We start from the raw sequence: 16,486 nt of genomic DNA, 5'->3' as shown, positions 1-16,486 counted from the left end.
GCCCCATGACGAATCCAGAGGATTATCGGCCCGCCCAGGGATCGATACCCACGCGTCCTGGGGTGTATCGCTTTCGCGACCCCCACGGGCGCGTGGTGTACGTCGGCAAGGCCAAGAATCTTCGGTCTCGGCTCAGCAATTACTTCCAAGCCCTTCACCACCTGCATCCGCGCACCCGCATGATGGTGACGACCGCTGCCTCGGTGGAGTGGACCGTAGTCCGGTCGGAAGCCGAGGCGCTGATCCTCGAGCACACCTGGATTAAGCAGTATGACCCGCGGTTCAATGTCGTCTTCAAAGACGACAAGTCTTATCCCTACTTGGCGGTCACCCTCAACGAAAAGTACCCTCGCATTCAGGTGATGCGTGGTGAGCGCAAGCCTGGCGTCCGCTACTTCGGTCCCTATGCCAAGGCATGGGCCATTCGCGAGACGGTCGACACGCTGTTGACCGCCCTGCCGATGCGTTCGTGTGCCCCTGGGGTATTCACCAAGGCACAACGGCAAGGACGTCCTTGTTTGCTCGGGTACATCGACAAGTGTGCGGCCCCCTGCGTGGGTAAGATCTCGCCAGAGGATCACCGTGCGCTTGCGGAAGAGGTGTGCGACGTGCTGTCCGGGCACGCCAAGGGAATGATGCGAGACCTGACCGCAACCATGGATAGTGCTGCGGAACGCGAGGACTTTGAGAGCGCTGCGAGAGCGCGAGATCGTATTCGTGCCTTGACTGCTGTGTTGGACCGCAATGCGGTTGTGCTCGACGCGGGCGTGGATGTCGACCTGTTTAGTTTGGTTGATGACGAGATGGAAGCCGCGGCTCACGTGTTTTACGTGCGTGACGGGCGCATCACAGGTGAGCGTGGCTGGGTTGTCGATAAGCCTGAGCCTCTGGATCCGTCCTCGATGGTGCTGCAGTTGGTGCAAGAGGCGTACAGTGCGTCACTTCCGGAAGACATTCCGCCCGAAGTGTTGGTGCCTGTGATGCCGTCGGCTGTCGATGCGCTTCGCGATGTCTTGGCTGGTGCACGTGGCGCTAAGGTCAGCATTCGGGTGGCTCAGCGCGGGAAGAAGGCTGAGCTCGCCACCACGGGCCACAGCAATGCGGAGCTCGTACTTCAGCAGCACCGCATGCGCCGCTCTTCAGACCTGACGACCCGTTCTGCGGCGCTGCAGGAGCTGCAAGACCACCTGGGTCTGCCCGAAGCGCCCTTGAGGATCGAGTGTTACGACATTTCCCATACCCAGGGCACCAACCAGGTGGGATCGATGGTGGTGTTTGAAGATGCGTTGCCGCGTAAGAAGGAGTACCGCCAGTTCAACATCGCCGATGCTGTGGACGACACGGCCGCCATGGACGAGGTCTTGAGCCGACGCTTCTCGCGGTATCAGGAACAGGCGGCGCTACCGCCCGATGAGCGCGAAACGTCGTCTTTTGCTTATCCGCCGCAACTGGTGGTGGTCGATGGTGGATTGCCTCAGGTGAATGCGGCCCAGGAGGTTCTCGACCGCATGGGAATTACCGACGTGCGCCTGTGCGGGCTCGCAAAGCGACTTGAAGAGGTCTGGTTACCGGGGGAGCCGTTCCCCGTCATCCTGCCGCGTGGTTCGGAGGCGCTGTATCTCCTCCAGCGAGTGCGTGATGAGGCCCACCGCTTCGCGATCAAGCACCATCGGCGCAAGCGCACTAAAGCGATGACAGCATCGGGCCTCGACGAGCTCCCCGGGGTGGGGCCTGCACGCGCCAAGGCTCTGGTTCGTCATTTTGGCTCTCTGGCCAGATTGAAGGAGGCATCGGTGGAGCAGATCGCTTTGGTGCCCGGAGTGGGTAAGTCAACGGCGCGTGTGGTGCACCATGCTTTGCATGGCAGCAGTGGCACAGTAGACACATGACTGATCCTCACCCCGCGACTTATCCCTCGGGCATTCCCCGTGTCGAGCACCAGCGTGATGAGTCGGGCGATGTCCTCATCGTTACTGGTATGGCTGGCGCTGGCCGGACACGCGCGGCAGGAGTCCTCGCTGATCTGGGCTGGTACGTCGTCGATAATCTGCCTCCGCACATGCTGAATTCATTGTTGGAGACGCTGTTGATCGAGGGGCAGATGGCGCGTGTGGCGGCGGTGGTCGATGCTCGTGGTGGCCGATTCTTTGGTGATCTGGAACCAGTGATCGATGACATTGAGGCCCGTGGCGTGACGGTTCGTGTGGTGTTCCTGGATGCGAACGACGATGTGCTGGTACGGCGTTTCGAAGAAGCTCGCCGGCCGCATCCATTGAGTGAGGGCCGGACCCTCCTTGAAGGTATCCAGGAGGAGCGTGACGTGACAGCTCCCGTCCGCGATGTCGCTGATGCAGTGATCGATACCAGCACGTTCAGCATTCACGATTTGCGCCGGGTCTTGTCCATCAATTTTGGTGATGAACTACCGACGCTGAACGTCAACGTCCAGTCCTTCGGTTTCAAGAATGGCGTCCCTACTGACGCGGATTACGTCGCGGATGTGAGGTTCCTGCCCAATCCGCACTGGGTGCCCGAGATGCGAGCACTCACAGGACTAGACGAGCCGGTGCGTGACTATGTGCTGAACTCTGAAGGCGCCGCCGAGTTTCTCGACAACTACACCCGCTTGCTGTCAGATGTCCTGCGCCGCTATCGGGCTCACGATCGCGTTGACGTCACGGTGAGCGTTGGCTGCACGGGTGGTAAGCATCGATCGGTTGCTATTGCCGAGGCTCTTGGTGCTCGGCTCCAGGCTGACAATCGCGTCGTGAGAGTCACGCACCGGGATCGGCCGACATCATGACGGTGAAGATTGTCGCCTTTGGTGGTGGGCATGGTCTCTACAACTCGTTGACCGCCCTTCGGGAGTTGACCAGCGAACTGACGGCGGTGGTGACCGTTGCTGATGACGGTGGATCGTCTGGGCGGCTACGCGAAGAAATGGGCATTGTGCCTCCCGGTGACCTGCGGATGGCGCTGAGCGCGCTGTGCGCAGACTCTGAGTGGGGGCGTACGTGGCGGGATGTGCTGCAGTGGCGCTACACCACGGGTGGCCCCTTGGACGGGCATGCAGTCGGGAACTTGTTGATTGCCGCGCTCTGGGATCGCCATGATGACGTAGTTGCCGGCTTGGACCTCGTGGGGTCGCTGTTGCAGTCCCATGGGAGGGTCTTGCCGCTCGCCGATGAGCCGCTCACAGTTCACGCCACTATCGAGGGGCAAGGCGGTCGGCACGAGGTCGAGGGCCAGGCTGCAGTGGCGAGCGCAGAGGGCACCGTTGTCTCGTTGACATTGGATCCGTCCGAGCCCCATGTCCCAGCTGAAACTCTCTCCGCGATTCGACAAGCCGACGTCGTCGTCTTAGGCCCGGGCAGCTGGTACACCAGTGTGCTCACGCACTTTGCAGTGGCCCCCGTGGCCCAGGCATTGCACGAGGTTGCTGACCGCTGTGTGGTGGTGCTCAATGTTGGAAGTGGCGACCGGGAGATGGAGGGGCTCGGGCGCGCTGACGAGGTTCGAGCACTGCGGAAGGCAGCCCCACAGTTCACACCTGGGCATGTGCTCGTCGATGCTCAACACGAGGAGGATCCCGAGCTGGCACGGGAGATCGAGTCCTGGGGTGCGCCGATGCGGGTTGCGCGCCTGTGCGAGACGTCGCAACCCGAGGCACATAACACCACAGCACTCCGCGAGGCAGTGGCGAACATTCTTCAGGAAAAGGGGCTCCAGGTCCGCGGACCCGGTCCGTCAATGGCAGGATAAGCCCATGGCTTTGACGGCACAGGTGAAGGACGAACTCGCGCGAGTTCCAGTAGACAAGACCTCGGCGCGAAAGGCTGAAGTAGCTACGCTGCTGAGGTTCGCAGGTGGACTTCATATTGTGAGTGGCCGCATTGTGATCGAGGCTGAGCTCGATACCGGCGTCGCCGCGCGCCGGCTTCGCGCCTACATCCATGAGGTCTACGGCCTTACCTGTGAGGTCATTGTCGTCTCCGCGGGGGGACTGCGTAAGGGCAGCAGGTACGTTGTCCGTGTCGTGAAGGAAGGCGAGTCGCTCGCTCGCCAGACTGGTTTGCTTGATCATCGTGGGCGGCCCGTCCGTGGCCTTCCGCCGCAGGTTGTTGGCGGCTCTATTGGCGATACCGTCGCAGCGTGGCGAGGCGCATTCCTCGCTCACGGTTCGTTGACCGAGCCGGGCCGTTCGTCGGCCTTGGAGGTCACCTCACCAGGGCCGGAGGCCGCTCTTGCACTTGTAGGCGCCGCGCGCAGACTCGGTATCAGCGCCAAGTCACGCGAGGTGCGCGGAGTTGACCGGGTGGTGATTCGTGACGGCGAGGCGATCTCGCAACTGCTTGCGCGCCTCGGTGCACATGATTCGGTACTGCAGTGGGAAGAAAAGCGCACGCGCCGTGAAGTCCGAGGTACGGCAAACCGTCTCGCGAACTTTGATGATGCAAACTTGCGCCGTAGCGCACAAGCGGCGGTCGCAGCGAGCGCCCGAGTCCAGCGAGCTTTTGAGATTCTGGGCGATGGCGTTCCCGAACACCTCAAAGAGGCCGGGCTCCTACGCCTCGAGCACCGTGAGGCGTCGCTTGAAGAGCTCGGCAAGATGGCTTCGCCTCAACTGACGAAGGACGCGATCGCAGGACGCATTCGCCGGCTGCTCGCGACGGCAGACAAGCAAGCCATGGACCAAGGCATCCCCGACACCGAGGCAGGTATATCACCTGATGCGCTCGATGTGAGCTAACGCCCACTAGGACCAATGTCGCGGACGGAAAGCGCTTGGCGGTGTAGGGTGGGTTTAGTGCCTCAAGCAAGACCCGAGGCCACACGGCGCACGTTGACGTGCGCGTTGATTCCACACACAACCGCGCCGGCATTGGTCGGCGCTAGCCGAGGAGAAACACTGTGACCATTAAGGTCGGCATCAACGGCTTTGGCCGTATCGGACGCAACTACTTCCGTGCAATTATCGCTTCTGGCGCGGACATTGAGGTCGTCGGTATCAATGACCTCACGGACAACGCGACTCTCGCGCACCTCCTCAAGTACGACTCCATTCTTGGTCGTCTGAACGCTGAGGTTTCCTTCACGGAAGACAGCATCACCGTTGGCGACAACACCTTCGCCGCTTCCGCAGAGCGCGACCCCGCGAACCTCAAGTGGGCAGACCTCGGTGCGGACATCGTCATCGAGTCCACCGGTTTCTTCGTGGACGCGACCAAGGCCAAGGCACACATCGACGCTGGCGCCAAGAAGGTCATCATCTCCGCTCCTGCGAAGAACGAAGACGCAACCTTCGTCATGGGTGTGAACCACGAGGACTACGACCCCGCGAACCACCACATCATCTCGAACGCATCGTGCACCACGAACTGCCTCGCACCGATGGCTAAGGCTCTGAACGACGGCATTGGCATTGAAAAGGGTCTGATGACGACCATTCACGCCTACACCGCAGACCAGAACCTGCAGGACGCACCTCACAAGGACTTGCGTCGTGCACGTGCCGCCGCACTCAACATCGTTCCTACGTCGACCGGTGCGGCCAAGGCCGTGGCTCTCGTCCTCCCCGAACTCAAGGGCAAGCTGGACGGTTACGCACTGCGCGTACCCGTTGCTACTGGTTCGGCAACCGACCTGACCTTCACCGCCTCGCGCGAGACCTCGGTCGAAGAGATCAACCAGATCATCAAGGACGCAGCTGACGGCACGTTCCTCGAGTACACGGAAGACCCACTGGTCTCCAAGGACATCGAAACGCACCCCTCATCCTCGATCTTCGACGCTGGCCTCACCAAGGTGATCGGCGACCAGGTCAAGGTTGTTTCTTGGTACGACAACGAGTGGGGCTACTCGAACCGCCTCGTGGACCTCACCGTCTTTGTTGGCGAGAAGCTCTAAGTTTCAAGAATTCAGATCGTGGTGACGCCCGCGCACGCAATGCGTGTGCGGGCGTTGCCATGTGACAAGCGAGAGGAATCATCATGAAGACCATCGATAGCCTCGGGGACCTCACCGGCAAGAAGGTGTTAGTCCGCTCCGATCTCAACGTGCCACTCGACGGCACAACCATCACCGACGACGGACGTGTCCGTGCGTCTGTGCCGACCGTCAAGAAGCTGCTGGATGCCGGTGCAGCGGTGATCGTGACTGCTCACCTCGGACGGCCCGGTGGCGAGCCCAAGCCAGAGTATTCGCTTGCGCCTGCTGCAGCCCGTCTCTCCGAAGTCCTCGGCCAGCCCGTAACGCTCGCGGCAGACCTCGTCGGTGAGTCCGCGAAGTCCACCGTGGACGCTCTCGAGTCCGGCCAGGTCGCCATGCTCGAGAACGTGCGTTTCGACAAGCGCGAGACGTCCAAGGTCGATGAAGAGCGCGCGGAGTTGGCACAACAGCTCGCGAGCTTTGCCGACGTCTTCGTGTCTGATGGCTTTGGTGTGGTGCACCGCAAGCAGGCCTCTGTCTACGATGTCGCGCAGATCCTTCCGGCCGCCGCTGGTGCGCTCGTTCAGAACGAAGTGGAGTCGCTCTCACGCGCGACCACGAACCCTGAACGCCCCTATGCGGTTGTTCTCGGTGGATCCAAGGTCTCTGACAAGCTCGGCGTCATTGGAAACCTGCTGACCAAGGCCGACCGGCTGCTGATTGGCGGCGGCATGGTCTTCACCTTCCTGAAGGCACAGGGCTACGACGTTGGCTCGTCACTCCTCGAAGAGGACCAGGTTGAGACCGTTAAGGGATACCTGGAGACTGCCACGGCGAACGGTGTCGAGATTGTGCTCCCCACGGACATCGAAGTCGCAGATAAGTTTGCGGCGGATGCTGAGCACAAGACTGTGGCAGCCGACGCGATTGAGGACGGCTGGATGGGCCTCGACATTGGCCCCGCTTCGGCGGAGCTGTTCGCGTCGAAGATCGCGGATGCCAAGACGATCGTCTGGAACGGCCCCATGGGCGTGTTCGAGTTCGAGGCCTTCGAGGGCGGCACACGTGCCGTCGCCGAGGCCATGATCAATGCTGATGGCTTCTCCGTTGTCGGCGGTGGCGACTCCGCTGCTGCCGTGCGCCGACTTGGCTACGACGAGGCCGGCTTCAGCCACATTTCAACGGGCGGCGGCGCGTCGCTCGAACTTCTTGAAGGCAAGGTCCTCCCCGGCCTCGCCGTGTTGGAGGACTAAACCATGGCACGTACCCCACTTATTGCTGGCAACTGGAAGTTGAACCTCGATCACCTCGAGGCAACGCACACGGTTCAGAAGCTCGCTTGGCTCCTTCAGGACGCGAAGCACGACTTCGAGGACGTTGAGGTTGCGGTACTCGCTTCCTTCACCTCCATTCGATCCGTGCAGACGCTGGTTGATGCAGATCAGCTTGAACTGAAGTATGGCGCTCAGGACATCTCGCAGCACGCTTCCGGTGCCTACACTGGTGAAGTCTCGGGATCGCAGCTCGCCAAGCTCGGTTGCGACTATGTCGCAGTGGGCCACTCTGAGCGTCGTGAGTACCACAACGAGGGTGACGAGATCGTTGCCGCCAAGACCCAGGCGGCGTTTGACAACGGCATCGTGCCGATCGTTTGCGTTGGCGAGGGCCTCGACATCCGCAAGGAAGGCAAGCAAGTGGAATACACGCTTGCTCAGGTCGACGGAGCACTTGCAGGATTGCCCGCGGAGAAGGCAAAGGATGTCGTCATCGCCTATGAGCCCGTATGGGCAATTGGCACGGGCGAAGTCGCAACTCCCGAAGATGCACAGGAAGTGTGTGCAGCCATCCGTGGACGCTTGGCGGAACTGTACGACGCCGAGCTCGCCGATGGCGTGCGTGTGCTCTATGGCGGCTCCGTCAAGTCGGGCTCGATCGCGCAGCTCATGGCCCAGCCTGATGTCGATGGTGGCCTCGTCGGTGGCGCAAGTCTCGATCCCGAGGAGTTCTCCAAGATTGCTCGTTTCCGCTCGCACCAGGTAGGCGCATAACGACGATCGTTCACAGGGCGGGCATCAGGAACGCAAACGTCGCGTATCCTGGTGTCCGTCCTAGACGTATCTGAGGAGAACTGTGGAGATTCTGGAGATTGCACTGTGGGTGCTACTCGTACTCACGAGCTTCATCATCATTGGACTGGTGCTCGTCCACCGAGGACGTGGCGGTGGTATCACTGACATGTTTGGCGGCGGTTTCGCCTCCGGTGTTCAATCCTCCGCGGTGGGAGAGCGTAACCTCACACGAATCACGTGGATTGTTTCCACTGTGTGGGTTGCCACCATCGTGTTGTTGGGCCTCATTACACGTTTCGCACTTTAATCACGGTCGGAGGGGATCATGGCTGGCGGCAATGCCATTCGGGGCTCGCGCGTAGGCGCGGGACCCATGGGTGAAGCAGAACGTGGCGAATCTGCGCCACGACAGATTGTTCAGTACTACTGTGCGCGTGGTCACGTCACCACCACGCAATTCGCTGTTCCAGATGACGCTGACTCGGCCGATATCCCGGTTGAGTGGGACTGCCCGAAGTGTGGGCTCCCGGCAGGTCTTGACCCACAGAACCCGCCAGAGCCGCTGCGCAATGAGCCTTACAAGACTCACCTCGCGTATGTGAAGGAGCGTCGTTCTGAAGAAGAGGGCGAACTCCTGTTGAAGGAAGCGCTCACTGAGCTTCGCGCACGACGCGGAACGGTTGCTACGGCCGAATAGTTTGCTTGGCAACGTACGCTGTGCGTTGATCGCAGCCCGTCTCCCCGAATTCCGGTGCGACGGGCTGCAGTCGTTTGACAGGGGTGGCGATGGCATTGCCTCAGGCGGTGGTGCGCTGCACCGCTTCCTCCGCTGACTCTGCGAAGATGGAGTGGTCGCCTAGAGACGCCATTCACGACTTCAGGAGGATCAATGAAGATTGATATCGAATACTGTGTTCCTTGCGGGTACCTCGACCGAGCCATCGATGCACAGCGGACTCTGCTGTCTACCTTTGGAGGCCAGCTTGAGGCAGTCAGCCTGGTGACGGGGGACAGCGGAGTCTTCGCGATCCGTGCAGACGGTGTGCAGATCTATAGCAAGCCAGACGATTTTGACATCACACAGATTGTGGAGTCAGTGAAGGCGAAATTGGCCTGAGTTCGGTGGCTTAGAGATGTGTAGCAGCGGCGGCATCGAGGAGCCACAGGGTTCTCTCGGTGCCGTCGACTGCGCCGCCGGGGACGCCTGAGCGACGGAGCGAATCAGCCACCGCATCGGCCTTTCCGGAGCCAGCCGCAACGACCCAGACCTCGCGGGCACGGTTGATACTCGGAAGGCCGAGGCTCACGCGAGTGGGGGGAGGCTTAGGGGAGTCGTGCACTGCGTGCGTCTCAGCATCCGAGGACTCGAACACCGGGTGGCCGGGAAAGAGCGACGCGACGTGTGCATCCGGGCCCAGTCCGAGGAGCAGCACATCCCAGCGTGGGGAGCCCGCCGCCAGAATTTCCTCGGCGTATGCGGCGGCCGCGTCTTCGGCTGAGGGGTACTCATCGCTGGAACCCATCCGATGAATATTGTCTTCTGGGATCGGGAGATTCCTCACAAGGGCCTCTTGTGCCTGTCCCTCGTTGCGCTCGTCATCACCACGGGCAACAAAGCGTTCGTCACCCCACCAAAGGTGAACCGACGTCCAGTCGATCATGGCGGTGAGCGGAGACGCGGACGCGGCAACAAGAGTGCCGATGCCCACCGTTCCACCGGTGAGGACGACATCGGCGCGACCACGAAGAGCAACCGCGTCGCCGATTGCTATCAACATGCGTGCGGCTGTGGACTGCGCAACGGCGTCCGCGTCTGCGTAAACGACGACGTTCCTCATGAAGCGCACTCCTTACCGTCATTGATGGCAAGCAGTTGCAACAGTGCTTCTCCATAGATCGGATCGTCGTCGAGCCGGCGAAGTTCTTCCGCGAGGCAATCTCCCAGTGACCGGGGAGGCAGCGCAATGATGTGGTCAGGCTGGCCAGGCTGCGACAGCACCGCGTTGAGTGCATCCGGCCGTGCGATCGAGATCTCACCCGAAGGCGTCTCAAGCACGATAGAGAGCAGTCCGGTGGCGTCCTTGTCGTACGTCGCTTCGAACTCGCAGCCGAGCGCGCGCTGGAGCCAGGCTCCAAGCAGCAAGATTGACGGGCTGCCGGTGTCTCCGTGAAGACGCGCCTTCAGTACATTTTGGTCTGCGACCTGCTCGAGTGCGGAGGCGAGCAAGGCGCGCCATCGGGTCACACGAGTCCACGCGAGGTCGGTGTCGCCTGGCTGGTAGTGACGCCCCAGCGTGGTCAGCGTGGTGTTGGGATCTGGGTCTTCTTTGGAGTCCGTGATCCGTCGCGAGGCCATCCGGCCAATGCCGGTCGAAGCCGCGTCCGCGGGGACGTTGCCGGGCCACCAGGCAACGATAGGCACATCTGGGAGAAGGAGCGGCATGACGAGCGTATCCCCGTGCTCCGCTTGGACTCGCGAGGGGCGGAGTACGACGACCTCAGAGGCACCAGCGTCACCACCGACGCGCAGTTCAGCGTGCAAGCAGTCGTCATCACCTTCATGCGGTGCGACCACGATGATGCGGCACGGGTGCTCCCGGGATGCGACATTGGCAGTATCAATGGCGTCTTCGACGTTGGCGTCGGTGGCGTCGATGACGAGGGTCATCACGCGTCCGAGGGTGACGACCCCAAAGTCCTTGCGAGCCTGTACGAGTCGCTTGTTGATCTGTGACGTGGTGGTCTGGGGCAAGTCGATGATCATGGGCGCCTCCAGGCACGTCCGTCTTTACTCATCATGCGATCAGCGCTCGGTGGTCCCCAGGTGCCCGAGCGGTATGCCTCGGGTTGACCCTGGGTGCTCCAGTGGTTAATCACAGGGTCAAGGAGCTTCCACGACTGAGCAACCTCTTCATGTCGGGGGAACAGGGGAGGGTCACCGAGGAGCACATCGAGAATCAGCCGCTCGTAGGCCTCGGGCGATGATTCCGTAAACGCGTTTCCGTAACCGAAGTCCATCGTCACATCGCGCACTTCCATCTGCGAGCCCGGAACCTTTGAGCCAAAGCGCAGCGTGACGCCTTCATCGGGCTGGACACGGATGACTAGCGCGTTGTTGCCGACGTCGGCGCCTTCTACCTCTTGGAAGTAGGGTGACGGCGCCTTCTTGAATACGAGCGCGATCTCAGTAACTCGGCGGCCAAGACGCTTGCCTGCTCGCAGGTAGAACGGCGCCCCCGCCCAGCGGCGGTTGGGAAGGTCGAGACGCAGCGCGGCATAGGTCTCGGTCGTGGAGTCCGACGGAATCCCGTCTTCGTCGAAGTATCCACCGACCTGCTCGCCACCACGCCAGCCTGCGGCGTACTGGCCTCGAGCAGTGTTGGAGTCGAGGTCTGCGGGCAATTTGGCTGCCCGCAGCACCTTTTCCTTCTCGTCGCGAAGGTTGTTGGCCCCAAAATCAGCGGGCTCTTCCATCGCAGTCAAGGCAAAGAGCTGGAGCAGGTGATTCTGAATGACGTCGCGTGCCTGGCCGATGCCGTCGTAGTAGCCAGCCCGGGATTCGATCCCGATGTCTTCCGCCATCGTGATCTGCACGTGGTCAACGTACTGACTGTTCCAGATCGGCTCAAAGAGCTGGTTCGCAAAGCGGAGCGCCAACAGGTTTTGGACGGTCTCCTTGCCCAGATAATGGTCGATGCGGAACACCGAATCTGGCGGGAAAACCTCTGACACCACGTCATTGAGTTCGTTGGCCGTCTGGAGATCATGGCCAAAGGGCTTTTCAATGACCACGCGCCGCCACGCGTCGTTGTTGGAGTCTGAGAGCCCCGATTCCCGCAGTTGAGTGAGGACCTGGGGAAACGCCGAGGGAGGAATCGACAGGTAGAAGGCGTGGTTCCCGCCGGTACCGCGCTCCGCGTCAAGCTCTTCGACGGTCTTTCGTAGGCGTACAAACGCCTCGGGGTCATCGAAGGTGCCTTGGACAAACCGGATGCCCTCGGAAAGCTGCTCCCAGGTCTCGTCTCTAAACGGGGTCCGTGCGTGCTCCTTGACCGATTCGTAGACGACGTTCTCAAAGTCGCTGCGTCCCCAGTCCCGTCGCGCGAACCCGGTCAGGGCGAACGCGGGCGGGAGGAGACCACGATTTGCGAGGTCGTACACAGCTGGCATGAGCTTCTTACGTGCGAGGTCACCCGTGACGCCGAACATCACCAAGCCGCAGGAACCTGCGATGCGGGGAAGTCGGCGGTCACGGGGGTCGCGCAAGGGGTTGGCCACGGGGCTTACCTTCCGTCGATCAGTGGGCGAACCCGTGTTACCGGGTTGCGTCGAGTGATTCGTGTGCCTTTGCGGCGACGTTGGCGGCCGTAAAGCCGTACTCCTTGAAAAGTAGGTCAGCATCGGCCGATGCTCCATAGTGCTCGATGGAGACGATGCGGCCGTTGTCGCCCGCAATGTCGTGCCATGGCTGAGCGATGCCGGCTTCGACTACGACGCGTGCCTTGATTTCTGTGGGAATCACCGATGCGCGGTAGTCCTCGTCCTGAGCGTCGAACCATTCGCGGCACGGCATGGAAACAACGCGAGCCTTGATGCCGTCCTCGGCGAGCAAGTCGCGTGCGCCGAGGGCGTGCTGAACTTCTGAGCCAGTACCGATGAGCACCACATCTGGGGTGCCTTCGGTGTCCGCGAGGACGTAAGCCCCTTTGAGGACACCTTCCGCTGCACCGTAGGTCTCACGATCCACCGTTGGCACGCCCTGGCGGGTCAGAATAATGCCGGCGGGACCGTCAGTACGTTCGATGATTCCGCGCCAGGCATACGAGGTCTCGTTGGCGTCGGCAGGGCGCACCACTGCTAGACCCGGAATCGCGCGGAGGGCAGCGAGGTGCTCGATGGGCTGGTGGGTTGGACCGTCCTCACCGAGCCCGATCGAGTCGTGTGTCCACACAAACGTCGAGGGGACCTGCATGAGCGCGGCGAGGCGTACGGCAGGGCGCATGTAGTCGGAGAACTGCAGGAACGTGCCGCCGTAGGGGCGGGTAAGACCGTGCAGCGTGATGCCGTTCAAGATCGCGCCCATGGCGTGCTCACGAATACCGAAGTGCAGCGTGCGGCCGTAGATGTCGCCCGCAAACTTCTCCGTGGAACGGCGTGCCGGCAGGAACGAAGGCTCACCCTTCATCGTGGTGTTGTTCGAACCTGCGAGGTCAGCGGATCCGCCCCACAGCTCAGGGAGGGCGTCTGCCAGGGCAGAGAGCACCTCGCCAGAAGCGGCGCGCGTCGCCAGCGACGATCCTGCGTCGAACACGGGAAGTGACGACTCCCAGCCCTCGGGCAGTTCACGGTTCTGGAGGCGCTCAAGTAGTGCTGCCCGTTCCGGGTTTTCTGCCGTCCAGCGGGCGAACTCGGCGTTCCACTCGGAGTGGGCCTGCTGACCCCGAGTGCGCGCCTGAAGCACGTGCTCAAGGATCTCGGGCTCGATGTCAAACGACTTGTTGGGGTCGAATCCCAGGTGCTCCTTTAGCGCGACAAGTTCGTCACCGCCGAGCTTCGATCCGTGAATGCCGCCGGTGTCCTGCTTGGTGGGCGAGGGCCAACCGATGATAGTGCTCAATGCAATGAAGGATGGCTTGGAGGTTTCTGCCTTCGCCGCGGCAAGGGCTCCGGCCAGCTCTTCGATGTCTTCGACGTACTCCTGGCCTTCCTTCTTCCAGTTGACGTGGTGCGTGTCCCAGCCATAAGCCGCGTAGCGTGCAACGACGTCCTCGGTGAACGCCACATCGGTGTCATCTTCGATAGAGATGTTGTTGTCATCCCAGATCACGATGAGGTTGCCCAGTTCTTGGGTGCCGGCCAGTGAGGAGGCCTCGGACGCGACTCCCTCTTGGAGGTCACCGTCGGATGCAATCACGTAGATGTGGTGGTCAAACGGGCTTGCGCCAGCGGCGGCCTCGGGGTCGAGAAGTCCACGCTCACGGCGGGCTGCCATTGCCATACCTACTGCTGTGGCGACGCCCTGGCCCAGAGGGCCGGTGGTGGTCTCTACGCCATCGGTGTGGCCATACTCGGGGTGACCGGGAGTACGGGAGCCCCAGGTGCGTAGCGCCTTGATGTCGTCAAGGTTGAGGTCGTAACCCGAGGCGAAGAGCTGAAGGTACAACGTCAACGAGGAGTGTCCCGCTGAGAGGACAAAGCGGTCGCGGCCAAGCCACGAGGAGTCTGAAGGATCGTGCCGCATCACATTCTGGAAGAGCAGGTACGCGGCGGGTGCTAGCGAGATGGCGGTGCCTGGGTGGCCATTTCCCACCTTCTCCACGGCATCGGCAGCGAGCACGCGAAGCGTGTCGACTGCCCGGCGGTCAGCGTCGGTCCAGTTGACGGTCACAGATGTCTCCTCGATATATTCCGGGTGATGGTGCCAGCCTACCGGCCTCATGTTCACCTCTAGACACTGGCAACGCTCGGGGTGGCCATATCCATCCCAGCGCCCTTGCCAGTTATGTTTGTGTGGACAACATACTACGAAGGCCTTGACATATCGGTGCGGTCAGCGCATGGCGTACCGCAGGTACCATAGAGGGCATGTCCTCGGCTCCTTCCGCACCGTCGTCAGGCGCGTCCGTCAGCGAACGCACCCCACCCCGAAGCGCGATGGCTCGTGTGAAGGCCTACGTTGCGTTGACCAAGCCGCGGATCATTGAACTCCTCTTGGTCACGACAATTCCCACGATGGTGCTCGCGGCTGATGGGTTCCCGTCGTGGACGCTGCTGTTGAGCACCCTGGTGGGAGGAGCGCTCTCGGCTGGCTCCGCCAACACGTTCAACTGCTACCTCGACCGCGACATCGATGCGGTGATGAAACGCACCAAGGGTCGGCCACTGGTGACAGGCGCCGTCTCTGAACGGGAGGCTCTAGCCTTCGGCTGGGTCCTTGCGGTCGTGTCGACGCTGTGGTTCTGGTTCGTCGTTGATTCTCCCTTGGCAGCTTTGCTGTCAGTAGCCGCGATTCTTGGCTACGTGGTCGGATACACCATGCTTCTCAAGCGCCGCACCTCTCAGAACATTGTCTGGGGCGGTATGGCGGGTTGTATGCCAGTGCTCATCGGCTGGGCCGCAGTAACCCAGAGCATTTCGTGGGCACCGATCCTCTTGTTCGGCGTCATCTTCTTTTGGACACCACCGCATTACTGGCCTCTGTCGATGAAGTTCAAGCGCGACTATGCCGATGCCGAGGTCCCCATGCTTCCTGTCGTGGCGCCAACGCGGCGTGTCGCCATGGAGATGATTGCGTATTCGGTTGCGATGGTGGTGTGCACATTGCTTCTCGTGCCCGTGGCCGATATGACCTGGGTATATACGGTTGTCGCTGCTGCCGCAGGGGTGTGGTTCACCTTGGGTTGTATCCGCCTCTACCAGCGGGCCCAACGCGGCGAGGCGAAGCTACGCGAGATGCGCCTCTTCCACGATTCGATCACCTACCTCACGGTCGTGTTCGCCGCGGTTATGGTTGACCCGTTCCTGCCCGACGCATGGACGGTGAGCCTGTTCTGAGCGTCCTGGCCGATCAACGTGAGGGCTACCTTGCCCACATCGCGGTCGAGCGTGGGCTCAGCCGAAATACGCTGGCTGCGTACCGGCGCGATATTGCCCGATACGAACGCTTCCTGGCATCACACGGTGTTCACGCTCTTGACGACGTCACCCCGCGTCACGTCGAGGAGTTTGCTCAGGACCTCTCCGAAGGAAGCGCCGATGCCCCTGGCTTAGCCCCAGCATCGGCTAGCCGCACGGTCGTAGCGGTCAGGGGTTGGCATCGCTTTGCGCTTGCCGAGGGGTGGACGGGGGTCGACCCGTCAGCGGACGTTAAACCACGATCAATCCCGCAGCGGCTCCCGAAAGCGATCTCCACCGCCGAGGTGAGCGCGATTCTCGACGCCGCATCCGTGGGGGAGGGCCTCGGTCCGCTACGCGACCGTGCTCTGCTGGAGCTCGTCTATGCGACTGGTGCACGTATTTCAGAAGCGATCGGTGCAGATGTCGACGACATTGTCCTCGACCCACAAGAAGAAAGCGTCCTGTTGCGCGGAAAGGGCAACAAGGAACGTGTGGTGCCCATCGGCGGGTACGCGGTGGACGCGCTCCACGCCTATTTGGTGCGGGCACGGGGGCCTCTCGCACGTGGCGGTCGAGGCGGACCAGCACTGTTCCTCAACACTCGCGGCGGACGGCTCTCACGGCAGAGTGCCTGGACGATCCTACGTGCGGCATCAGCCCGCGCTGGAGTTGACAATGTCTCGCCCCACACGCTTCGTCACTCCTTCGCGACCCACCTCCTGAGCGGTGGTGCCGACGTACGTGTCGTCCAGGAGCTGCTCGGTCACGCGTCGGTGACGACCACACAGATCTACACGACGGTGACACAGGACACATTGCGCGAGGTCTACACGACGTTCCACCCGCGTGCCCTTAGTTGAGGACTCATCCGC

General features: G+C 61.7%; 16 protein-coding genes. 12 read left to right on the top strand and 4 right to left on the bottom strand.

All coding sequences use genetic code 11. The features are described from left to right. Positions 1 to 5: 5 nt before the first annotated feature. The 10 genes from uvrC to AOP79_RS10220 all read left to right on the top strand — a co-directional run bounded on the left by uvrC (position 6) and on the right by AOP79_RS10220 (position 9,114). Positions 6 to 1,889, top strand: a complete 1,884-nt coding sequence (gene uvrC / locus AOP79_RS10265) for an excinuclease ABC subunit UvrC (protein ID WP_062073252.1) — start codon at positions 6 to 8, stop codon at positions 1,887 to 1,889. Continuing rightward, a complete protein-coding gene (rapZ, locus tag AOP79_RS10260; RefSeq protein ID WP_082093561.1) occupies positions 1,886 to 2,803 on the top strand; it encodes an RNase adapter RapZ in 918 nt (305 codons plus the stop codon). Before uvrC ends, rapZ begins: the two co-directional genes overlap by 4 nt. Then, positions 2,800 to 3,762 (top strand): gluconeogenesis factor YvcK family protein, encoded by a 963-nt coding sequence (locus AOP79_RS10255; protein ID WP_082093560.1) that lies wholly within the window; start codon positions 2,800 to 2,802, stop codon positions 3,760 to 3,762. The genes rapZ and AOP79_RS10255 overlap by 4 nt, the downstream gene beginning before the upstream one ends. A 4-nt stretch (positions 3,763 to 3,766) precedes the next feature. Continuing rightward, positions 3,767 to 4,750, top strand: coding sequence for a DNA-binding protein WhiA (gene whiA / locus AOP79_RS10250; protein ID WP_062073250.1), 984 nt, complete (start codon positions 3,767 to 3,769; stop codon positions 4,748 to 4,750). A 161-nt stretch (positions 4,751 to 4,911) separates the two neighbouring features. After that, positions 4,912 to 5,907: a type I glyceraldehyde-3-phosphate dehydrogenase gene (gene gap, locus AOP79_RS10245; RefSeq protein WP_062073248.1), complete on the top strand. Its 996-nt coding sequence runs from the start codon at positions 4,912 to 4,914 to the stop codon at positions 5,905 to 5,907. Between the two features lie 83 nt (positions 5,908 to 5,990). Further along, positions 5,991 to 7,181: a phosphoglycerate kinase gene (locus AOP79_RS10240; protein WP_062073246.1), complete on the top strand. Its 1,191-nt coding sequence runs from the start codon at positions 5,991 to 5,993 to the stop codon at positions 7,179 to 7,181. Between the two features lie 3 nt (positions 7,182 to 7,184). Beyond that, positions 7,185 to 7,976, top strand: coding sequence for a triose-phosphate isomerase (gene tpiA, locus AOP79_RS10235; protein WP_062073244.1), 792 nt, complete (start codon positions 7,185 to 7,187; stop codon positions 7,974 to 7,976). 82 nt (positions 7,977 to 8,058) lie between these two features. Next, positions 8,059 to 8,304, top strand: a complete 246-nt coding sequence (gene secG, locus AOP79_RS10230; RefSeq protein ID WP_062073242.1) for a preprotein translocase subunit SecG — start codon at positions 8,059 to 8,061, stop codon at positions 8,302 to 8,304. Positions 8,305 to 8,322: 18 nt separating this feature from the next. Beyond that, positions 8,323 to 8,694 (top strand): RNA polymerase-binding protein RbpA, encoded by a 372-nt coding sequence (locus AOP79_RS10225; protein ID WP_062073240.1) that lies wholly within the window; start codon positions 8,323 to 8,325, stop codon positions 8,692 to 8,694. A gap of 192 nt (positions 8,695 to 8,886) precedes the next feature. Next, positions 8,887 to 9,114 (top strand): SelT/SelW/SelH family protein, encoded by a 228-nt coding sequence (locus AOP79_RS10220; RefSeq protein ID WP_062073238.1) that lies wholly within the window; start codon positions 8,887 to 8,889, stop codon positions 9,112 to 9,114. Between the two features lie 10 nt (positions 9,115 to 9,124). Here the strand turns inward: AOP79_RS10220 and pgl are convergent, their stop codons facing one another. The 4 genes from pgl to tkt are packed head-to-tail and all read right to left on the bottom strand — an operon-like array spanning position 9,125 to position 14,436. Next, entirely contained in the window at positions 9,125 to 9,835 is a 711-nt protein-coding gene (gene pgl, locus AOP79_RS10215) for a 6-phosphogluconolactonase (protein WP_062073236.1), read from the bottom strand. Next, positions 9,832 to 10,761: a glucose-6-phosphate dehydrogenase assembly protein OpcA gene (locus tag AOP79_RS10210; protein WP_062073234.1), complete on the bottom strand. Its 930-nt coding sequence runs from the start codon at positions 10,759 to 10,761 to the stop codon at positions 9,832 to 9,834. The genes pgl and AOP79_RS10210 overlap by 4 nt, the downstream gene beginning before the upstream one ends. Next, positions 10,758 to 12,275: a glucose-6-phosphate dehydrogenase gene (gene zwf, locus AOP79_RS10205; RefSeq protein ID WP_062073231.1), complete on the bottom strand. Its 1,518-nt coding sequence runs from the start codon at positions 12,273 to 12,275 to the stop codon at positions 10,758 to 10,760. The genes AOP79_RS10210 and zwf overlap by 4 nt, the downstream gene beginning before the upstream one ends. A gap of 37 nt (positions 12,276 to 12,312) precedes the next feature. Continuing rightward, entirely contained in the window at positions 12,313 to 14,436 is a 2,124-nt protein-coding gene (tkt, locus tag AOP79_RS10200; RefSeq protein ID WP_062073428.1) for a transketolase, read from the bottom strand. Positions 14,437 to 14,582: 146 nt separating this feature from the next. On the opposite strand from tkt, the gene AOP79_RS10195 reads away from it, so the two are divergent. Next, the gene (locus AOP79_RS10195) at positions 14,583 to 15,551 is read left to right on the top strand and encodes a heme o synthase (protein WP_082093559.1); all 969 of its coding nucleotides are present in this window, start codon (positions 14,583 to 14,585) and stop codon (positions 15,549 to 15,551) included. Further along, positions 15,530 to 16,474 carry a site-specific tyrosine recombinase XerD gene (locus AOP79_RS10190; RefSeq protein WP_062073229.1) on the top strand — a complete coding sequence of 315 codons (945 nt, stop codon included), beginning with the start codon at positions 15,530 to 15,532 and terminating at the stop codon, positions 16,472 to 16,474. The genes AOP79_RS10195 and AOP79_RS10190 overlap by 22 nt, the downstream gene beginning before the upstream one ends. Positions 16,475 to 16,486: the final 12 nt, after the last annotated feature.

Origin of the sequence: Demequina sediminicola (assembly GCF_000975055.1) — a bacterium.
Classification (GTDB): Bacteria; Actinomycetota; Actinomycetes; order Actinomycetales; family Demequinaceae; genus Demequina; species Demequina sediminicola.
The sequence above is the reverse complement of the archived record's forward strand: the minus strand, read 5'-3'. Positions and strand labels throughout refer to the sequence as shown.

Coding starts and splice junctions, on each gene's coding strand:
- AOP79_RS10195 (WP_082093559.1), top strand. CDS start 14,583: ATGTCCTCGGCTCCTTCCGCACCGTCGTCAGGCGCGTCCGTCAGCGAA.
- AOP79_RS10220 (WP_062073238.1), top strand. CDS start 8,887: ATGAAGATTGATATCGAATACTGTGTTCCTTGCGGGTACCTCGACCGA.
- uvrC (WP_062073252.1), top strand. CDS start 6: ATGACGAATCCAGAGGATTATCGGCCCGCCCAGGGATCGATACCCACG.
- AOP79_RS10225 (WP_062073240.1), top strand. CDS start 8,323: ATGGCTGGCGGCAATGCCATTCGGGGCTCGCGCGTAGGCGCGGGACCC.
- AOP79_RS10190 (WP_062073229.1), top strand. CDS start 15,530: ATGGACGGTGAGCCTGTTCTGAGCGTCCTGGCCGATCAACGTGAGGGC.
- tpiA (WP_062073244.1), top strand. CDS start 7,185: ATGGCACGTACCCCACTTATTGCTGGCAACTGGAAGTTGAACCTCGAT.
- AOP79_RS10255 (WP_082093560.1), top strand. CDS start 2,800: ATGACGGTGAAGATTGTCGCCTTTGGTGGTGGGCATGGTCTCTACAAC.
- pgl (WP_062073236.1), bottom strand. CDS start 9,835: ATGAGGAACGTCGTCGTTTACGCAGACGCGGACGCCGTTGCGCAGTCC.
- AOP79_RS10210 (WP_062073234.1), bottom strand. CDS start 10,761: ATGATCATCGACTTGCCCCAGACCACCACGTCACAGATCAACAAGCGA.
- AOP79_RS10240 (WP_062073246.1), top strand. CDS start 5,991: ATGAAGACCATCGATAGCCTCGGGGACCTCACCGGCAAGAAGGTGTTA.
- tkt (WP_062073428.1), bottom strand. CDS start 14,436: ATGAGGCCGGTAGGCTGGCACCATCACCCGGAATATATCGAGGAGACA.
- rapZ (WP_082093561.1), top strand. CDS start 1,886: ATGACTGATCCTCACCCCGCGACTTATCCCTCGGGCATTCCCCGTGTC.
- whiA (WP_062073250.1), top strand. CDS start 3,767: ATGGCTTTGACGGCACAGGTGAAGGACGAACTCGCGCGAGTTCCAGTA.